The following is an 18,021-nucleotide window of genomic DNA, read 5'->3' as shown; positions in this document are numbered from 1 at the left end:
TCCGACGGCGTGTGGTCGCCCTGGGTGGTCGGGGTGGGTGGTGGTGCCGCGTCTACCATCCGCGCCGCTCGTTCCTCGCGTCGCTCCCGCCAGGCCCGACCACGACGCGGCACCACCACCCACCCCGACCCGACTTCGTCTCACCGTGGTCTTCGCTCACGCTCACCTGGGCGGACCCGCCCGCGGCGTCGTTCGCACACCTCGGGCGGCGACCCGCCGTGGCGGGCGGCCGGCCGCCGTCGGGCTTCAGGTGCCCATGCCGGCCGGTAGCCCTGACGTGACGGGTGACCACGCGCCGTCGCGCCCGACCAGGCATCTCTGTCGGCGGACCGGACACTTACGTCGGCATACCACGCCTCTTCGTCGGCGGACCACGCCTCTACCTCGGCGGACCAGGGCCCGAGGTCGGCGGACCACGCCTCTACCTCGACCGACCAGGGCTCTACCTCGGCAGGGCGGCTGCCAGGGGGCGGACGGTTCCGGGGGTTCGGGCGCGAGGGTGCGACAATCGCGACGTGTCCGCTGAGATCGACGCCAACCCGACCCCCGCCCCGCAGCACCCCGGGAACGGCTCGCGGCGGTCCGGCTCCCGCGCGACGTCGTCGCCGGAGGCGGAGCGCGCGGCCGCTCTCCGCGAGGCCGAACGGGCGGCCGACGCGGCCCGCACGGCGCTCGCCGAGGCGCTGCGGACGGTCGTGCGCGGCGGGGTCGACTCCTCCACGCGCCGCCGGGCCGAGTACTCGACGGACGCGTCGAACTACCGCGTCGTGCCCGAGGCCGTGGTGTACCCGCAGGACGCGGACGACGTCGTCGCGGCGCTCGACGTGCTGCGCGAGCTCGAGGTTCCGGTCACGGCGCGCGGCGCGGGCACGTCCGTCGCGGGGAACTCGATCGGCCCGGGCGTGGTCCTCGACTTCACGCGGCACGTGAACCGCGTGCTCGACGTGGACCCGGAGGCGCGCACGGCGCGCATCGAGCCGGGCGTGGTCATGTCGGCTCTCCAGAAGGAGGCCGCGCCGCACGGGCTGCGGTTCGGCCCGGACCCGTCGACGCAGAACCGCGCGACGCTCGGCGGCATGATCGGCAACAACGCGTGCGGGCCGCACGCGGTCGCGTACGGGCGCACGGTCGACAACGTCGTCGCGCTCGACGTCGTCGACGGCCGCGGGCGCCGCTTCACGGCCGGCAAGGGCGACCCGACGTTCGCGGCGGTCCCCGGCCTGGCGGAGCTCGTCCGCGAGAACCTCGCGCTGATCCGCACGGAGTTCGGGCGGTTCGGGCGCCAGGTGTCGGGCTACTCGCTGGAGCACCTGCTGCCGGAGAACGGGTCGGACCTCGCGAAGGCGCTCGTCGGCACCGAGGGCACGCTCGTGACGATCCTCGAGGCCACGGTCCGGCTGGTGCCGGTGCCGTCCAAGCCGACGCTCGTCGTGCTTGGCTACCCGGACATGCCGTCCGCGGCCGACGACGTCCCGACCTTCCTCGGTCTCGACCCGCTCGCGGTCGAGGGCCTCGACGCGCGGCTCGTCGACGTCGTGCGCCGCGCCAAGGGCGACGCGTCCGTGCCGCCGCTGCCGCCGGGCGCCGGCTGGCTCATGGTCGAGGTCGGCGGCGCGACCCCCGAGGAGGCGATGGCGAACGCGGAGGCGATCGTCGCGGCGTCGGGCAGCGAGGCCACGATGATCCTGCCCGCAGGCCCCGAGGCGACCAAGATGTGGCAGATCCGGGCCGACGGCGCGGGGCTCGCCGGGCGCACGCCCGCGGGCGAGCAGGCGTGGCCGGGCTGGGAGGACTCCGCCGTCCCGCCGGAGAAGCTGGGCGACTACCTGCGCGACCTCGACGCGCTCATGGCGCGCTACGGCGTCGACGGCCTGCCGTACGGGCACTTCGGCGACGGCTGCGTGCACCTGCGCATCGACATCCCGCTCGAGGCGTCGGGGTCGGTGCTGCGCACGTTCATGCTCGAGGCGGCCGAGCTCGTCGCGAAGTACGGCGGCTCGCTCTCGGGCGAGCACGGCGACGGCCGCGCACGCTCGGAGCTGCTCCCGGTCATGTACAGCCCCGAGGCGATCGCCCTCATGGAGCGGTTCAAGGCCCTGTTCGACCCGCAGGACGTGATGAACCCGGGCGTCGTCGTGCGCCCGAGCGCGATCGACGACGACCTGCGCCGCCCGCACGCGCACCCGCTGCTGTCGACGGTCGGCGCGCCGGGCACACCCGGCACGAGCACGGCCGCGCCCGCGAAGGTCACGAAGATCTCGCGCCGCGCCGGCTATCAGGGCTTCTCGTTCGCGCACGACCACGGCGACATGACCCAGGCCGTGCACCGCTGCGTCGGCGTGGGCAAGTGCCGCGCCGACACCAGCGCCGCGGGCGGGTTCATGTGCCCGTCGTACCAGGCGACGAAGGACGAGAAGGACGTCACGCGCGCCCGCGCCCGCGTGCTCCAGGAGGCGGTCAACGGCACGCTCGTCGGCGGCCTCGCGGCACCCGAGGTGCGCGACTCGCTCGACCTGTGCCTGTCCTGCAAGGCGTGCTCGAGCGACTGCCCCGCCGGCGTCGACATGGCGCAGTACAAGTCCGAGGTGCTGTACCGCACGTACCGCGGCAAGCTGCGCCCCGTCGACCACTACTCGCTCGGCTGGCTGCCGATCTGGGCGCGCCTCGCCACGGGCATGCCGCGCCTGGCGAACAAGCTGCTCGGGTTCCGGCCGCTCGCGAAGGCGGTCCTGTGGGCGGGCGGCATGGACACGCGCCGCTCGATGACGGAGTTCGCCGAGGTGCCGTTCCGCACGTGGTGGAAGCGCGGCGGCGCGACCCAGGGCGTCCCCGGCCTGCGCATCGGCGAGCGGCCCGGCCACCCCCTGCGCGACGAGCGCCCCCAGGTCGTGCTGTGGACCGACTCGTTCAGCGACAACATGTCGCCCGGGGTGCCGCAGGCGGCCGTGAAGGTGCTCACCGCGGCCGGCTACGACGTCGTCGTCCCCGACGAGCAGGCGTGCTGCGGCCTCACGTGGATCAGCACGGGCCAGCTCGACGGCGCACGCAAGCGCCTGGAGAACCTGCTGTCCGTGCTCGGCCCGTACGCCGTGAACGGCATCCCGATCCTGGGGCTCGAGCCGTCGTGCACGGCCGTGCTGCGCTCCGACCTCGTCGACCTGTTCCCCGACGACCCGCGCGCCCGGGCGGTCTCCGCCGCGACGCGCACGCTCGCCGAGCTCCTCACGTCCGTGGACACCGCGCCCGGGCGCGAGTCCGGGTGGCGCGTGCCCGACCTGTCGGACGTGACGGCCGTCGTGCAGCCGCACTGCCACCAGCACTCGGTGATGGGCTTCGCCGCCGACGAGCGCCTGCTGCGCGACGCGGGCGCGACGATCAAGGTCCTCGCCGGGTGCTGCGGCCTCGCGGGCAACTTCGGCATGCAGAAGGGCCACTACGAGACGTCGGTCGACGTCGCGGAGAACGCGCTGCTCCCGGCGCTGCGCGACGCCGCCCCGGGCGACGTGTACCTCGCGGACGGCTTCTCGTGCCGCACCCAGGCCGACGACCTCGCCGGCGTCCAGGGCAAGGCCCTCGTCGAGCTGCTCGCCGAGCGGCTCTGAGCGTCGCGCTGCGCGGCCAGGTCGCCCGACGGCGCTCGGCCGCCCGCGTGGGCGGCCGTCAGCCGCGCGCGGGGTGCACGTCCGTGATCGCGTAGCACTCCTCGTCGTCGATCGCGCGCGGCATCGGGTCGAGCGTGAGCGACGTCGGGTAGCCCAGCTCGTCGTCGAACGCGACGTCGATGACGTCCTCGTGGCGCTCGTCGACGAGGTCGAGGAACCCGTCGATCGTGCGGCCGCCGCTCTCGACGTAGGACTCGGGGGTCATCTCCAGGTGCGCGAGGCTCGCGGCGACCGCGACCACCTCGCCGGCCGCGACCTCGACGTCGAAGTCCCCGACGAGGTTCCGCTCGCCGCACGACGACGTCAGCGTGAACTCGTAGTCGTCGTACCCCGCCACAGCCCACCGGTCCCGGGCCTCCGGGAGCCCGGCGACGGGCCCCTCGGCGCTCGCGGGCGCGCACGCGGTCACGAGCGGCGCGACGACGAGCGCGCCCAGGGCGAGCACCGCCGTCGTCCAGGACGGCCGAGCACGGCGGCGCGAGGTCTTCTCCATGCCCTGCTCGTGTGCCGACCCGGCCCGGTCTTTCCCTGCGCTGCACGTTCGTGCACCGAGGTGCGGTCCGTGGGGCCCGGCGTGAGCATGGCAGGGGAGCGCCACCGCGGGCGGCGCTTCTTTCCTGTCGTCAGCGGTGAGAGGGAGTGACATGTACTACTCGAGCGGCAACTACGAGGCGTTCGCGCGGCCGCGCAAGCCGGAGCGGACGGACCGGCTCGGGTCCGTGCACCTGGTGGGAGCGGGCCTCGCGTCGCTCTCCGCGGCGGGCTTCCTCGTCCGCGACGGCCAGGTCCCGGGGGAGAAGATCACCGTCTACGAGCGGCTCAGGCTCCCCGGTGGTGCGCTCGACGGCATCAAGGAGCCGCGGCGCGGGTTCGTGATCCGCGGCGGGCGCGAGCTCGAGGACCACATGGAGTGTCTGTGGGACCTGTTCCGCTCCGTGCCGTCGATCGAGACCGAGGGAGTGTCGGTCCTCGACGAGTTCTACTGGCTCAACAAGGACGACCCGAACTTCTCGCTCCAGCGCGTCACCGAGGACCGCGGGAAGGACGCGCACTTCGACAACCTGTTCCGCCTCGACGAGAAGGCGCAGAAGGAGATCACGAAGATCTTCCTCGCGCGCCGCGAGGACATGGAGGGGAAGTCGATCGAGGACGTCATGTCGCGGCACTTCCTCGACAGCCAGTTCTGGCTCTACTGGCGCACGATGTTCGCGTTCCAGGAATGGCACAGCGCGCTCGAGTTCAAGCTGTACCTGCACCGGTTCATCCACCACGTCGGCGGCCTGCCCGACCTCTCGGCGCTCAAGTTCACCAAGTACAACCAGTACGAGTCGATGGTGCTGCCGCTCACGCGCTGGCTCATGGACCAGGGTGTCACCTTCCGGTTCCACGTCGAGGTCACCGACGTCGACTTCGAGCTCGCCCCGGACCGCAAGGTCGCCACGCGGCTGCACCTGCTGGACCACGCGGCGGCCCACGAGTCCGGCGGGGCCGCCGTCGAGCGGACGATCGACCTCGGCGAGGACGACCTCGTCATCGCGACCATCGGCTCGCTCACGGAGAACTCCGACAACGGCGACCAGCACACGCCCGCGCGCCTCGACACGGGGCCCGCGCCCGCGTGGGACCTGTGGCGGCGCGTCGCGGCCAAGGACCCGTCGTTCGGCCGGCCCGACGTGTTCAGCACCGACATCCCGCGCACCAAGTGGCAGTCCGCCACGGTCACGACCCTCGACCGGCGCATCCCCGAGTACATCGAGCGCATCTGCCGGCGCGACCCGTTCAGCGGGAAGGTCGTCACGGGCGGCATCGTCACCGCGCGCGACTCGGCCTGGCTCATGAGCTGGACCGTCAACAGGCAGCCGCACTTCAAGGCGCAGTCGCCGGACGAGATCGTCGTGTGGGTCTACGGCCTGTTCGTGGACACCCCGGGCGACTACGTGAAGAAGTCGCTCCAGGAGTGCACGGGCGAGGAGATCACGCAGGAGTGGCTGTACCACCTCGGCGTCCCCGAGGCCGACATCCCGACCCTCGCCGCCGAGGCCGCGAGCTGCGTGCCCGTGATGATGCCGTACGTCACCGCGTTCTTCATGCCCCGTCACGCGGGTGACCGGCCCCAGGTCGTGCCCGACGGCGCACGGAACTTCGCGTTCATCGGCCAGTTCGCCGAGACGACCCGGGACACGATCTTCACCACCGAGTACTCCGTGCGCACCGGCATGGAGGCGGCCTACCAGCTCCTCGACCTGGAGCGCGGCGTGCCCGAGGTCTTCAACAGCACGTACGACGTCCGCAAGCTGCTCGCCGCGGTGAGCGCCCTGCGCGACGGCGAGGAGCTCGACCTCCCCGGGCCGCGGATCCTGCGCGACCGGCTCCAGAAGAAGGTGGACGCCACCGAGATCGGCGAGCTCCTCGCCGAGTTCAGCCTCCTGTCCCACGACGAGTAGCGGCACGCACCGCGTCGGCGAGCCGGGCGACGGCCTCGTCGACGCGGGCGTCGGCGAGGTTCCCGTACCCGAGCACGAGGGTCGTCGACCGCTCGGCGGGGCGCACCTGGTAGCGGCGCAGGTCGACGACGGTCACCTCGCGCCGCGCGGCCTCGCGCACGACGTGAGCGGCGTCGGGCGCGGGGTCGTCCGGCGAGCCCGGCAGGGAGAGCAGCGCGTGCATCCCCGCAGCGATGCCGCTCACCGCGGCGCCGGGCAGCTCCCGGGCGAGGGCGTCGAGCACGGCGTCGCGACGGCGGCGGTAGCGCCCGCGCGCGGCGCGCAGGTGCCGGTCGTAGCCGCCGGACGCGACGAGGCGCGCGAACGTGAGCTGGTCGACCGTGGACGGGGCCGCCGTCGGGCCGTGCGGGGTCACCGCGCGCGCGACGGACTCGCGCCAGCGGGCGGGCACGACCATCCACCCGACGCCGAACGCGGGGCTCATCGTCTTGCTCACCGAGCCGAGCAGCACGACGCGGTCGGGGTCGAGCTGCTGGAGCGCGGCGACGGGCCGGCGGTCGTAGCGGAACTCGGCGTCGTAGTCGTCCTCGATCACGAGGGCGTCGACGGTGCGGGCCCACGTGAGCACCGCCTCGCGCCGCTCGGGCGCCAGCGCGGCGCCGGTGGGGAACTGGTGCGCGGGCGTGAGCAGCGCCGCGCGCGCCCCGGTCCGTCGCGACGCCGCGACGAGCGCGTCGACGTCCGCGCCCGCGTCGTCCACGGGGACCGGGACGGGCGTGAGGCCGGCCCGTGCCGCGACGTCGCGCAGGACCGACCAGCTCGGGTCCTCCACCAGGACGTGCGTGTGGCCCGCCTCGACGAGCGCCGCGGCGACGCGCGCCATCCCGTCGGTCGCGCCGCGCGTGAGCACGACGGCGTCGTCCGGCCCGGAGACGACGCGCGCCCGGCGCAGGTGGCCGGCGACGACGGCGCGCGCGTGCGGGTGCCCGGCAGGGGCGGGCTGGCCGAGGTCGTCGTTCGACGCGGTACCGGTCGAGGAACCGAGCGCGTCGCGCGCCGCCCGCAGCCACGCGTCGCGCGGGACGTGGCGCAGGTCGGGTACGCCGGGTGCGAGGTCGAACCGGGCGCGCGCGGCGTGGGTCCTGCCGGTGTCGGTCCGACCGGCGTCCACGACGGCGCGCGCGGGTCTACCATCCGCCGCTCGGTCCTCGCGGCTCCCGCCAGGCCCGCCACGACCCGCGCGCGCCGTCGTTCCCGCCGGGCTCGTGGGCCGCTCGCCCAGCGCACTCGTTCCCCTCGGGCTCGTCGATCGGGCGCCGGCTGCGGCGGAGACGCGGGTCGCGGAGCCGGCGCGCGCCTCGAGGAAGCCCTCGGCGACGAGCTGGCCGTACGCCTCCGTGACGACCCACCGCGACACCCCGAGCGACTCGGCGAGCTGGCGGCTCGGCGGCAGCGCCGCCCCGACCGGGACACGGCCGGTGTGCACGGCGTCGCGGACCGCGCGCTCGAGCCGCTCGACGCGCGACCCCGGCCCCGTCCCCAGGTCGAGCAGCGCCTCCCAGGCGAGCGCCGCCGTCGTGCCCGGCGGTGGAGCAGGATTGGTCTGGTCGACACCCATGGAATCGGACCATACACCCGCGCCGATCGCTCCGTAGCGTGGAGCACGTCATCAGGGCCACAGGCTCACCACGGACCACAGGTCCACCACGAACCTCGGGAGACCACCATGCGGTACCGCACCATCGGCGACGGGCGCACCTCCTTCGACGTGTCGACCCTGTGCCTCGGCACGATGAACATGGGCACGCTCGTCGACGAGGACACGTCGTTCGCGATCCTCGACCGCTTCGTCGAGGCGGGCGGCACGTTCCTCGACACGGCGAACAACTACAGCCTCTGGGCCGGGGGGCACGGCCGCGACAGCGAGGACCTCCTCGGCCGCTGGCTCGCGAGCCGCGGCGTGCGCGACCAGGTCCGCATCGCGACGAAGCTCGGCGCGGCGCAGAAGGACAGGTCCCTCCCGCTGTCGAACACGCCGCCGACGAACTTCCAGGGCCTCGGCGCCGACGTCGTCGGCTACGAGGCGCACGAGAGCCTGCGGCACCTCGGCGTCGACCACCTGGACGTGCTGTACGGGCACGTCGACGACCACGAGACGCCGCTCGCCGAGACCGTCGGCGCGTTCGGCAAGCTCCAGGCCGAGGGCGTCGTGGGCATCACCGGCATCTCGAACGTCGCGCTGTGGCGCGTCGTCGAGGCGCGGGAGGAGGCGCTGCGCCAGGGCGTCGCGCCCTACGGGCTCGTCCAGCAGAACTACACGTACGCCTACCCGACGCCGGAGGTCGGCCGGCACAACTGGGCCTCGTACGAGCTGCTCGACTACGCGGCGTCCACGGGGGTCGACGGGCGCCCGCCGCTCGCCGTCACCGCCTACTCGCCGATCCTCCAGGGCGCGTACGTGCGCCGGGACAAGCCGCTGTGGGACGGGTTCGACCACCCGACCACGCGCGAGCGCATCCGCCTCCTGCACGAGGTCGCGGGCGAGCTCGGCGCGACGCCCAACCAGGTCGCGCTCGCGTGGCTCCTCGGGGGCGAGCACCCGGTGATCCCGCTCGTCGGGCCCAGCACGATCGAGCAGCTCGACGAGCTCCTCGGCGCGGCCGACCTCGAGCTCGACCCGGAGCTGCGCGCGCGGCTCGACGCCGCCTGAGCCCGCGTGCTCGCCCGGCCCGGCGCCACGGCGTCGGGCCGGGCTGCCACCGTGGGCGGGTGCTCACCACCACCGTCGCGCGCGTCCGGGCGGACGACTGGCGCGACCTCCGGGACGTCCGCCTGCGCGCGCTCGCGGACGCGCCGACCGCGTTCGGCTCGACCGTCGCGCGCGAGGCCGCCTTCCCCCACGACGTGTGACGCGAGCGCGCGGCCGGGCTGCGGACGTCGCGGGGCGTCGCCGGGTAGGGTGCGGGGACCTGTTCCCGGACCGTGCCGAGGGGGCCACGTGGAGTTCCAGGACGTCGTGCGACGCCGACGCATGGTGCGCCGGTTCACCGACGAGCCCGTCGCGCCGGACGCCGTCGACCGCCTCGTGCGCAACGCCGTCCGCGCGCCGAGCGCGGGGTTCGCGCAGGGGTGGTCGTTCCTCGTGCTCACCGAGCCCGACGACGTCGCGCGCTTCTGGGCCGCGACCTCACCCGAGCGGCCCGAGCGGAGCATGAGCGCGTGGCTCGCCGGGATGCGCACCGCGCCCGTGCTCGTCGTGGTCCTCACGTCGAAGGACGTCTACCTCGACCGGTACGCCGAGGACGACAAGGGCTGGGCGGACCGCGACGAGAACCGCTGGGCCGTCCCCTACTGGCACGTCGACGCCGGGATGGCGGCGCTGCTCATGCTCCAGACCGCCGTCGACGAGGGGCTCGGCGCGTGCTTCTTCGGCGTCGCGCCGGGCGAGGTCGGGCGGCTGCGCGCGGCCTTCGACATCCCCGACGCGTACGCCCCGACCGGGGTCGTCGCCGTCGGGCACCCCGCCGACCGGGCGACCACGGGCTCGCCGCGACGTCGCGAGCGCAAGCCGCTCGACGACGTCGTGCACCGCGGCCGCTGGGGAGGCCGATCGTGAGGCGCCCGCCCGCCCGCGCGGCGGTGCTCGCGACGTCGGCCGTGCTCGCCGTCCTTGGGACGACCGCCTGCACCGGCGGACCGTCGCCCGGCCCGACCGGCGGCCCGACGACGTCGGGCACCGCGGACGCGCCCGGTCCGGACGCCGGCGACCCCACGTCCCCGGCGCCGACGACCGAGACCGCACCGGGGGATCCGGACGCGACGACCGGCGGCCCGTCCGACCTGCTGCCCGACCCCGCGGACGCGCCGGCCCCCGAGGTCACGATCCTGGGCGGGGCCGCGTCCGCACCGCCGCTCGTCGCGCGCGCCGGGTGGCAGGTCGTCGGGTCGAGCGGCGCGTGCGTGCTGTCGTGGCGCGGCGCGAGCGACCCTGAGGCGCCGGGAGCAGGCGCCCGGGAGGCGTCCGACGCCCTGCTCACCGAGACCGTCGTCGCGGACCGGGGCGACCCGGGTGCGACGCGTGAGGTCCTGCTCCCGCTCACGTCCGACGGCGTGGCGGTGCAGGGCGTGAACGCGGTCGCCCAGGACTGGGCCGTGGGCACGCCGCGCGGCGAGGTCCGGGTCCGCGGTGCGGCGCGCGTCGTGAGCGTGCCGACGTTCGACGGCGGCGCGTCGACCCAGTCCGTCGTGCTCGCGCTCGACTGCGCCGGGCCGCTCGACGAGGGCGCGTGGCAGCGGCTGCTCGCCGACGTGCGCGTCGGTCTCGTCGCACCCGTCGAGGAACCCGGCGTCTGGCTCTCGTAGCCGGATCCTGGAGCCGGCGCACGGCCCGGCCCGTGGGCGCGGAGCCGTGGCGCGGCGACGTCAGGCGTCGCGGTCGCGCAGCGCCGGGACGTGCAGCCCGACGACGGCGCGCGCGTCCGCGGGCAGCTCGTCCCAGTCCTCGACGGTGTCGAGGTCGACCGCGGTCCCGGGCCGCTGCACGACGACGGCCCGCAGCCCGAGCCGCGCGGCCTCCGCGACGTGGGCCGCACGGCTGCCCGCCCCGAACCGAAACCGAAACCCGTCGCCGACGGGACCGCTGCCTCGCCGAGCACGAGGTTCCCGTCGTTCTGAGCCGGTTTCCGACAGCGACCCCGTGGTCGTCGGCGCGGAAGCCGGGGGGTCGAGGACGAGGAGGTTCGTGCCCGTGCCCCCGCGGTCCGTCGCGACGACGACGGGCGCGTCCTCGGCGAGCAGCGCCGCCACGTCGGCGGGCGTGAGCGCGGGGAGGTCGGCGTGCGCGACGAGGAGCCGCACCGGACCCTCCGGGGACTCGTCACGCGCCGCGATCTCCCGGCCGAGGTCGACCGCCGCGTCCAGCCCCGGCCGGTCCGCGGGCTGCAGCACGATGCGCAGCCGGTCGGCGTCGTCGGTCAGCAGGAGACCGTCCGACGCGGCCGCGTCCGCAGCGCCGGCGGACTCGTCCACCACGACGTCGCGCAGCGCCCGCCACGTGAACCGCGGGTCCGACGTCACCACGACCACGCGCTCGACGCCGTCGCTCGCGAGCAGCGTCCCCACGACGTGCCGCGCGAGCACGGCGATCAGCCGGCTGCGCGCCGCAGGGTCGAGGACGTGCGCGAGCCGCGACTTCCCCGACGACCCGTCGCGCAGCGGCACGACGGCGACCACGCGCCCCGGACGGGCGGGCCCACCGGGACGAGCAGCGCCGTCGGGCACCACGAGGTCACCCACGCGCGGCACCCGCCGACGCGAGGAGCGTGCGCGCGAGGCGCTCGCGGCCCGCGGCGCCGCCCATGACGGTGTCCGTGACCACGACGTCCATCCCGAGGCCCCGCACGGCGTCCGCGAGGTGGGCGTCGTGGTCGTCGATCACCATGACGTCGACGAGCCCGGCGTACAGGCGCGCGACGCCGAGCGCGGAGACCTCGTGCCCGAGCGTCGTGAGGATCTGCGCCGCGGGCCCCTTGATCGCGCGGCCGCCGACGATCGGGCTCACCGCGACGCGGCGCGCGGACGTCCCGGCCAGCGCCTCCCGCACACCCGGGACCGCGAGCACCGGCTCGACCGACAGGAACGGGTTCGACGGCGCGACCACGACCACGTCGGCGTCGGTCACCGCGTCGAGCACGCCGGGCGCGGGGCGCGCGGCGTCGATCCCGTCGTAGACGAGGCCCAGGACGTCGTCCGCGTGCCGGCGCCCCACGAAGTACTCCTGGAACCCGAGCCGGCCCGCGGGCGTGTCGACGAGCGTCGCGACGCGGTCGTCGCTCACGGGCAGGACGCGCGCCCGGACGCCGAGCGCCGTCGTGAGCCGCGCGGTCACCTCGGTCAGGGTCGACCCCGCGCGCAGCCCGGCCGTCCGGACCACGTGCGTCGCGAGGTCGCGGTCCCCGAGCGTGAACCACGTGTCCTCGCCGAGCCGGCCCATCGCCTCCAGCGCCGCGTACGTCTCGCCGACGACGCCCCAGCCGCGCTCCTCGTCCGCGAGCCCGGCGAGCGTGTACGTCACGGTGTCGAGGTCGGGCGAGATCCACAGCCCGTGCAGCTCGACGTCGTCCGCCACGTTGACGACGACCGTGAGCTCGGCCCCGGCGAGGTCCAGACCGTGCGCGAGGCGTGCCCCGCCGACCCCGCCCGCGAGCACGGTCACGCGGTCGGTGCGGTGTTCTGCTGTCACGACGACGAGCCTACGTCGGGGCGTCGGGGTCCCGGCGGTTCGTGTGCCGGACCCGTGCCACGATGGACGCATGGCCGTCTTCGCCTTCTCCGTCGCCCCGCTCGGTGCCGGCGAGTCCGTCGCGGACTCCGTCGCCGAGGCCGTCCGCATCGTCCGCGAGTCGGGCCTGCCCAACCGCACCACCGCGATGTTCACCGAGATCGAGGGCGACTGGGACGCCGTCATGCCCGTGATCCAGCGCGCCACGGAGGCCGTGGGCGCGGGCGGGCACCGCGTCTCGCTCGTCATCAAGGCGGACATCCGTCCCGGCCGTACCGGGGAGCTCACGGGGAAGGTCGAACGGGTCGAGGAGCGCCTCGCCGTGGAGTCCGAGGAGACCGGGCACGCCTGACCTGCACGGTCGCGCGGGGGCGGTTCGACCGGTTCGAGGGACTTGACCGGCGACGTAGGCTATGGCGCAAACGCCCCCGCCCAGGTCGCGTCCCGCTGCAGCAGGAGATCCCCCGATGCCCCTCTTCGAGGTGGACGCCGAGCGTCCCGTACTGGTCCAGCCGCCCCAGCCGGCAGGTGCCTTCGGGACGGACGCGCAGCGTGTCGTGGACGGCAACATCGAGGGGCTGCTGGGCGAGCAGATCTTCCCCGTCGCGCAGGGCACGTCCGACGACGAGCCCCACCTGCTCGCGCTCGACGCCGCAGGGCTCCCGGTCGTCATCGAGGTCACCGCGGAGCTCACGGAGGAGGCCCTCACCGCGGCGCTCAACCACGCCGGCCGGGCCGGGCGTCTCACGCGCGCCGAGCTCGCCGCCCGCTACAGCGGCGGCGCGTCGCGGTTCCAGCAGGACGTCGCGGCGTTCTACGACAACGTCCCCCTCACGCGCTCGCAGGCGACCGCCCGCGCGACCGGTGCCCGGCTCATCGTCATCTGCTCGAGCGCCGCACCGGGCATCCAGGACGCGCTCGACTTCCTCCGCCAGCCCGGCTCCCCGGTCGCGGTCCTGCGCCTCGGCGTCGTGCAGGGGGCCGACGGCCGCCGCTTCGTCGACGTGTCCCCGCTCGCGATGACGCGCGACAACCCCGCGCCACCCGCGGCACCCGAGCCCCGCCGGGGCCGCGCCGTGGCCCCCGGATCCGACTTCGCGGACGGCGTCGCCGTGGGCCGAGCCCTGACCGGCAAGTTTCCCGTGGTGACGCGGCAGGCCGCGCAGTCCCGGGCCGAGCGCCGTCGTGCCGCCGAGCTCGAGCCGCGCGCCCTCCCCGGGATCGCACCCACCGCGGCCGACGAGACCGGCCCGCTGGCCCCGGTCGCCGCGCCCTCGGTGCCGTCGCACGCCGAGCCCCCGGTCCTCGACTTCGTCCCCCTCGACGACCCGCTCACGGCGCGGACCGTGCCCGAGCCCGCGTCCACCGGCTGGGCCGACCGCCGACCCGTCGAGGCCGGCGACGAGACGCCCACCCCGCGCACCTCGATCCTCACGCGCGAGTCCATCCGGACCCGCGAGTCCATCCGGACGCGCGAGTCGTACCTCACCCACGAGTACGGCGAGCAGCGGAGCCCGTCGCGCGAGCAGCCGTACGACCCGCTGTCGTACCACCCGCCGGTCGACCTCGACCCGGCACCCCCGCGCGCGTCCGCGAGCCGGGACGTCGTCCCCGTGCCGCCCCCGCCCCCCGCGGACGTGCCGCTCGGCCCCGACGACGACCCCGACCTCGTCGCCCTCGCCCGCGCGTTCGGCACGCCCCGCGAGCTCGTGTGGTCCCGGCCGCGGCGCGGCCAGCGCTTCGAGGCGGTCCTCCAGCCCGACGGCTTCATCGAGCTGTCCGACGGCGCGCGCTACCGCCACCCCGACCTCGCCGCCGTCGCCGTGTCGGGCACCCACACCGCCGACGGCTGGAGCGTCTGGCGCCTCGGCGGCGACGACGGCCCCACCCTCACCGACGCCTTCCGCCAGCACCACGCCTGACCCACCGTTCGGGCTGACGAGCCCGGGCAGGACGGCGGCCCGGGCCGTGGAGCCGGCCCGGGCCCGACGCGAGGAGGCCGCGCTCAGTCGGTCGAGCGCACCATGGTGCGGATCCCGACCGCGAGCCCGACGGCGGCCGTCACGACGGCGGCGACCCAGCCCCACGCGACGGCCGAGGCCGTGAGGTCGCCGGCGAACAGCGCGCGCTCGGCGTCGACGACGTACCGGAGCGGGTTGACGTCGGACGCCACCTGCATCCACCGCGGCCCGGTCTCGAGCGGCAGGAGCATGCCGGACAGGATCATGAGCGGGAAGATCAGCGTCTGCTGCACGACCCAGAACATCCAGTCCTGCTTGCGCACCGCGAGCGCGAGCGCGTAGCTGAGGGACCCGATCCCGACGCCGAAGACGGCGAGGAGCGCGAGCCCGACGACGGCCCCGGCGGGGTGGAGCTCGAACCCGAACGGGAGCATGACGAGCACGACGACGACCGACTGCGCGACGATCGGGACCATCTCCTTGAGCGCGCGGCCCACGAGCAGCGAGGCGCGCGAGAGCGGGGCGACGAGCATGCGCTCGTGCGCGCCGGTCTGGAGCTCGACGAGCAGGTTCGCGCCGGTCGTGGTGGTCCCGAAGAGCGTGGTCATCACGAGGATGGACGGGACGAACCACTGCCAGACGTTGCCGCCCAGGACCTCCTGCCCGGTCGTCGTGCCGCCGAGCGACCCGACGAGCAGGGGGCCGAACAGCGCGAGGAAGACGATCGGCTGGACGAGCCCGAACAGCACGGAGAACGGGTCGTGCAGCACGGGCCGCAGCTCGCGGACGAGCACGATCCCGGTGTCGCGCGCGAACGCGGCGAGCCCGCGACGTGCACGCGGACGCGCCGGGGCCGGGTGCGGGGCGATGCTGGTGGGGGCGATGTCGACGGTGCTCATGCTGCGGTCCTCTCGGTGGTGCGGGTGCCCTCGGCGGGGGTGTCGGTCGGGGTCGCGGCGCCGGCCTCGCGCAGGCTGCGGCCCGTCAGGGCGAGGAAGACGTCGTCGAGCGTGGGGCGGTGCACCAGCGCGGTCTCGACGGCGATGCCGTCCGCGTCGGCGGCGCGCAGCAGCCGGGGGAGGTACGCGTCGCCGCGTTCGGCCCGCACCTCGAGCGAGGGTGCGGCGTCGTGCCCGACGGCGGGGGTGCCGTCGGGCGTGCGGGTCGCCTCGCGGAAGCCCTCGACGCGGCGGGCGAGCGCGAGGAGGCGCGCCGCGTCGTCGTGCAGCGGGCCCTGCGGGGGCGCGAGCGTCACGACGACGCGGTCCCCGGCGAGGTCGGCCTTGAGGTTCTCGGCGGTGTCGTCGGCGATGACCTGACCGTGGTCGACGACGACGACGCGCTCGGCCATGGTGTCGGCCTCGTCGAGGTAGTGCGTGGTGAGGACGATCGTCATGGGCTCGCCCGTCGACGCGAGGGCGTCGTCGCGCATGCGCAGCACGTGCTCCCACAGGTTCGCGCGGTTGTGCGGGTCGAGGCCGGTCGACGGCTCGTCGAGGAACAGCAGCGACGGCGCGTGCACGAGGCCCATGGCGACGTCGAGCCGGCGACGCTGCCCGCCGGAGAGGTCGGAGACCTTGCGCGCGCCGTAGGACCCGAGCTCGAGCGAGTCGAGGAGCTCGTCGGCGCGGCGTCGGGCGGTGCGTCGGTCGAGGCCGTGGATGCGGCCCTGGCTGGTGAGCTCGTCGACGGCGCGCTGCGCGTGACCGGCGCCGTTGCCCTGCCCGACGTAGCCGATGCGGTGGCGGACGGCGTCGGGCTCGGCGACGACGTCGTGGCCCGCGACGGTCGCGGTGCCCGACGTGGGACGGATGAGCGTGGTGAGCATGCGAAGCGTGGTCGTCTTGCCGGCGCCGTTGGGGCCGAGGACGGCGACGAGCTCGCCGGGTGCGACGTCGAGGTCGATGCCGCGGACGGCGTGCACCGTGGCGCTCGCGTCGCGCCCGACGGCGAAGTCCTTGGTCAGTGCTCTGGTGCGGATCACGGTGGCTCCTCCTGGGTGTGCTTCGTGCGTCGAGACCGACGGTGCCAGGAGTAGAGGCCAGGTTCGGTCCTCTACTCCTGGCACCCTGGGGTCATGCTCGAGACCTCTGGACGACTGCTCCGACTGCTCTCGCTGCTCCAGGCGCGCCGGGACTGGCCCGGGTCCGCGCTCGCCGAGCGGCTGGAGGTAAGCCCGCGCACCGTGCGGCGCGACGTCGACCGGCTGCGCGAGCTCGGCTACCCGGTCCGCGCGACGAAGGGGCCCGACGGCGGGTACCGGCTCGATGCCGGGGCGGACGTGCCGCCCCTCCTGTTCGACGACGAGCAGGCGGTCGCCGTCGCGATCGCGCTGCGTACCGGGACGCTCCCCGGAGTCGAGGACGCCGCAGCACGCGCGCTCGCGACGATCCGTCAGGTCACGCCCGCGCGCCTGCGCACGCGCATCGACGCGTTGGAGGTGACGGCGGTGCCCGGCCGGAGGGAGCGGGCCCTGCCCGCGGTCAGCGCCGACGTGCTCGTGGCCGTCGGCTCGGCGGCCGCCGAACGCCGCGTGCTGCGGTTCGACTACGACGGCGGGACGGGCGAGGTGCTCCGCGCCCCGGGCCAGGAGGAGGGGGAGGGGTTCCGTGCGCCGCGCCGGGTGGAGCCGCACCACGTCGTCACGTGGGGCGGGCGGTGGTACCTCGTCGCGTGGGACCTCGACCGGGACGACTGGAGAACCTTCCGGATCGACCGGATGGCGCCGCGCGAGGGCGTCGGAGCACGCTTCGAGCGGCGGGCGCTGCCCGCCCCGGACGTGGCGACGTTCATCGCCGAGAGGTTCACGCAGCCCGTGACGCCCGTGCGGGGGACGGTCGAGCTCGAGCTGGACGCCGCCGTCGTGGCGGCATGGGCCGGAACGGGCGCACTCGTGGAGGCCGTGGGCGAGGGGCGGTGCCGGCTGACGGCGGGCTCCTGGTCGTGGGGCGGGCTCGCCGCCTGGTTCGGGATCTTCGACGCCCCCTTCACCGTGGTCGGGCCGGACGAGCTGCGCACGGCGATGACCCGCCTCGCGGCGCGGGCGACGGCCGCGGCCGATCCCGCGGGGACGGACGCAGCGGGCCTACGGCAACGTCCTGCGTGAGGGGCGGTGCTCGCCGGGCGTGGTGCCCCGGAGGAGAGTGGTCCGGGTCACCACGGCGCGAGTTGACCTCCTGCCTCCGGACCCCGTAATGTTCTCGAGGTCGCCCGGCAGGGAGGAACAGACACCACGGCACAGCTCCTCGGAGCAGATGCGAAGTGGCTGGTCCCCCGGGTGAAACTCCCACCAGATTCTCGGAGCACAGTGCTGCGCCGTGAGTACGGTGAGGGTGTCTGGATCAGGTACATTTCTGAACGGAAATCCGGTTTTCACCGGTCCGGGACGAACGGCCGGGTCTGGTAGGATTCAGAACGAAGGAAACGCCCCGCGCAAGGGCCTCGGGAACGAGGTCGGAGGCGGTGTGTGTCGGTTGTTTGAGAACTCAACAGTGTGCTTGTTAGTCAATGCCAATTTTTGTCCCTGTGGCATGGCTGATCGTCTTCGCCCGTCGGGTGGGGTGGTTGGTTGTGTCTGGGATTCCTTTGGTTGATTTCGGAAGATGATGTCATCTTTCGTGTTGATGCCAGTTTTGTGAACCCTGGTGGGTTCGCTTCGTATGGATTGTTCATCA

Annotated in this window: 15 protein-coding genes; 9 read left to right on the top strand and 6 right to left on the bottom strand. The window is 74.7% G+C overall.

Features of this window, described 5'->3' with window-relative positions:
• Positions 1-683: 683 nt before the first annotated feature.
• Positions 684-3,602, top strand: coding sequence for an FAD-binding and (Fe-S)-binding domain-containing protein (locus tag NHH00_RS15260; RefSeq protein WP_253054896.1), 2,919 nt, complete (start codon positions 684-686; stop codon positions 3,600-3,602).
• 58 nt (positions 3,603-3,660) lie between these two features.
• Here the strand turns inward: NHH00_RS15260 and NHH00_RS15255 are convergent, their stop codons facing one another.
• A complete protein-coding gene (locus NHH00_RS15255) occupies positions 3,661-4,155 on the bottom strand; it encodes a DUF6174 domain-containing protein (protein WP_253053798.1) in 495 nt (164 codons plus the stop codon).
• 151 nt (positions 4,156-4,306) lie between these two features.
• Here NHH00_RS15255 and NHH00_RS15250 point away from each other — a divergent pair, with 151 nt between their 5' ends.
• Positions 4,307-6,106 carry an oleate hydratase gene (locus NHH00_RS15250; RefSeq protein WP_253053796.1) on the top strand — a complete coding sequence of 600 codons (1,800 nt, stop codon included), beginning with the start codon at positions 4,307-4,309 and terminating at the stop codon, positions 6,104-6,106.
• Here the strand turns inward: NHH00_RS15250 and pdxR are convergent.
• On the bottom strand, positions 6,081-7,724 hold the full coding sequence (gene pdxR / locus NHH00_RS15245; protein ID WP_253053794.1) for a MocR-like pyridoxine biosynthesis transcription factor PdxR: 1,644 nt from the start codon (positions 7,722-7,724) through the stop codon (positions 6,081-6,083). The two genes, NHH00_RS15250 and pdxR, sit on opposite strands and share 26 nt — an antisense overlap.
• Positions 7,725-7,832: 108 nt before the next feature.
• Between pdxR and NHH00_RS15240 the strand changes: the two genes are divergently transcribed.
• The 4 genes from NHH00_RS15240 to NHH00_RS15225 all read left to right on the top strand — a co-directional run bounded on the left by NHH00_RS15240 (position 7,833) and on the right by NHH00_RS15225 (position 10,468).
• Positions 7,833-8,816, top strand: a complete 984-nt coding sequence (locus tag NHH00_RS15240; RefSeq protein ID WP_253053784.1) for an aldo/keto reductase — start codon at positions 7,833-7,835, stop codon at positions 8,814-8,816.
• Positions 8,817-8,875: 59 nt separating this feature from the next.
• A complete protein-coding gene (locus tag NHH00_RS15235) occupies positions 8,876-9,016 on the top strand; it encodes a hypothetical protein (RefSeq protein WP_253053782.1) in 141 nt (46 codons plus the stop codon).
• An 88-nt stretch (positions 9,017-9,104) separates the two neighbouring features.
• Entirely contained in the window at positions 9,105-9,722 is a 618-nt protein-coding gene (locus tag NHH00_RS15230) for a nitroreductase family protein (RefSeq protein WP_253053780.1), read from the top strand.
• The gene (locus NHH00_RS15225) at positions 9,719-10,468 is read left to right on the top strand and encodes a hypothetical protein (protein WP_253053771.1); all 750 of its coding nucleotides are present in this window, start codon (positions 9,719-9,721) and stop codon (positions 10,466-10,468) included. The genes NHH00_RS15230 and NHH00_RS15225 overlap by 4 nt, the downstream gene beginning before the upstream one ends.
• Positions 10,469-10,528: 60 nt before the next feature.
• On the opposite strand, the gene NHH00_RS15220 is transcribed toward NHH00_RS15225, so the two are convergent.
• Together NHH00_RS15220 and cofD are read right to left on the bottom strand one after the other, a co-directional pair.
• Positions 10,529-11,401 (bottom strand): 2-phospho-L-lactate guanylyltransferase, encoded by an 873-nt coding sequence (locus NHH00_RS15220; protein ID WP_253053769.1) that lies wholly within the window; start codon positions 11,399-11,401, stop codon positions 10,529-10,531.
• Complete coding sequence (gene cofD / locus NHH00_RS15215; RefSeq protein WP_253053767.1) at positions 11,394-12,347, bottom strand: 2-phospho-L-lactate transferase; 954 nt, start codon at positions 12,345-12,347, stop codon at positions 11,394-11,396. The genes NHH00_RS15220 and cofD overlap by 8 nt, the downstream gene beginning before the upstream one ends.
• A gap of 70 nt (positions 12,348-12,417) precedes the next feature.
• Here cofD and NHH00_RS15210 point away from each other — a divergent pair, with 70 nt between their 5' ends.
• On the top strand, positions 12,418-12,738 hold the full coding sequence (locus NHH00_RS15210; RefSeq protein ID WP_253053765.1) for an MTH1187 family thiamine-binding protein: 321 nt from the start codon (positions 12,418-12,420) through the stop codon (positions 12,736-12,738).
• A 115-nt stretch (positions 12,739-12,853) separates the two neighbouring features.
• On the top strand, positions 12,854-14,308 hold the full coding sequence (locus NHH00_RS15205) for a restriction system modified-DNA reader domain-containing protein (protein ID WP_253053755.1): 1,455 nt from the start codon (positions 12,854-12,856) through the stop codon (positions 14,306-14,308).
• Positions 14,309-14,391: 83 nt separating this feature from the next.
• Here the strand turns inward: NHH00_RS15205 and NHH00_RS15200 are convergent, their stop codons facing one another.
• Positions 14,392-15,246 (bottom strand): ABC transporter permease, encoded by an 855-nt coding sequence (locus NHH00_RS15200; RefSeq protein ID WP_253053753.1) that lies wholly within the window; start codon positions 15,244-15,246, stop codon positions 14,392-14,394.
• The gene (locus tag NHH00_RS15195; RefSeq protein WP_253053751.1) at positions 15,243-16,331 is read right to left on the bottom strand and encodes an ATP-binding cassette domain-containing protein; all 1,089 of its coding nucleotides are present in this window, start codon (positions 16,329-16,331) and stop codon (positions 15,243-15,245) included. Before NHH00_RS15195 ends, NHH00_RS15200 begins: the two co-directional genes overlap by 4 nt.
• A gap of 93 nt (positions 16,332-16,424) precedes the next feature.
• Between NHH00_RS15195 and NHH00_RS15190 the strand changes: the two genes are divergently transcribed.
• Entirely contained in the window at positions 16,425-17,453 is a 1,029-nt protein-coding gene (locus tag NHH00_RS15190; RefSeq protein WP_253053741.1) for a helix-turn-helix transcriptional regulator, read from the top strand.
• The last annotated feature ends 568 nt before the right edge of the window (positions 17,454-18,021 follow it).

This window comes from Cellulosimicrobium cellulans, assembly GCF_024124905.1.
Classification (GTDB): domain Bacteria; phylum Actinomycetota; class Actinomycetes; order Actinomycetales; family Cellulomonadaceae; genus Cellulosimicrobium; species Cellulosimicrobium cellulans_G.
The sequence above is the reverse complement of the archived record's forward strand: the minus strand, read 5'-3'. Positions and strand labels throughout refer to the sequence as shown.

Excerpts from the sequence above, each read along its gene's own strand:
- NHH00_RS15255 (WP_253053798.1), bottom strand. The coding sequence starts at position 4,155 with ATGGAGAAGACCTCGCGCCGCCGTGCTCGGCCGTCCTGGACGACGGCG.
- NHH00_RS15250 (WP_253053796.1), top strand. The coding sequence starts at position 4,307 with ATGTACTACTCGAGCGGCAACTACGAGGCGTTCGCGCGGCCGCGCAAG.
- pdxR (WP_253053794.1), bottom strand. The coding sequence starts at position 7,724 with ATGGGTGTCGACCAGACCAATCCTGCTCCACCGCCGGGCACGACGGCG.
- NHH00_RS15240 (WP_253053784.1), top strand. The coding sequence starts at position 7,833 with ATGCGGTACCGCACCATCGGCGACGGGCGCACCTCCTTCGACGTGTCG.
- NHH00_RS15210 (WP_253053765.1), top strand. The coding sequence starts at position 12,418 with ATGGCCGTCTTCGCCTTCTCCGTCGCCCCGCTCGGTGCCGGCGAGTCC.
- NHH00_RS15205 (WP_253053755.1), top strand. The coding sequence starts at position 12,854 with ATGCCCCTCTTCGAGGTGGACGCCGAGCGTCCCGTACTGGTCCAGCCG.
- NHH00_RS15200 (WP_253053753.1), bottom strand. The coding sequence starts at position 15,246 with ATGAGCACCGTCGACATCGCCCCCACCAGCATCGCCCCGCACCCGGCC.
- NHH00_RS15190 (WP_253053741.1), top strand. The coding sequence starts at position 16,425 with ATGCTCGAGACCTCTGGACGACTGCTCCGACTGCTCTCGCTGCTCCAG.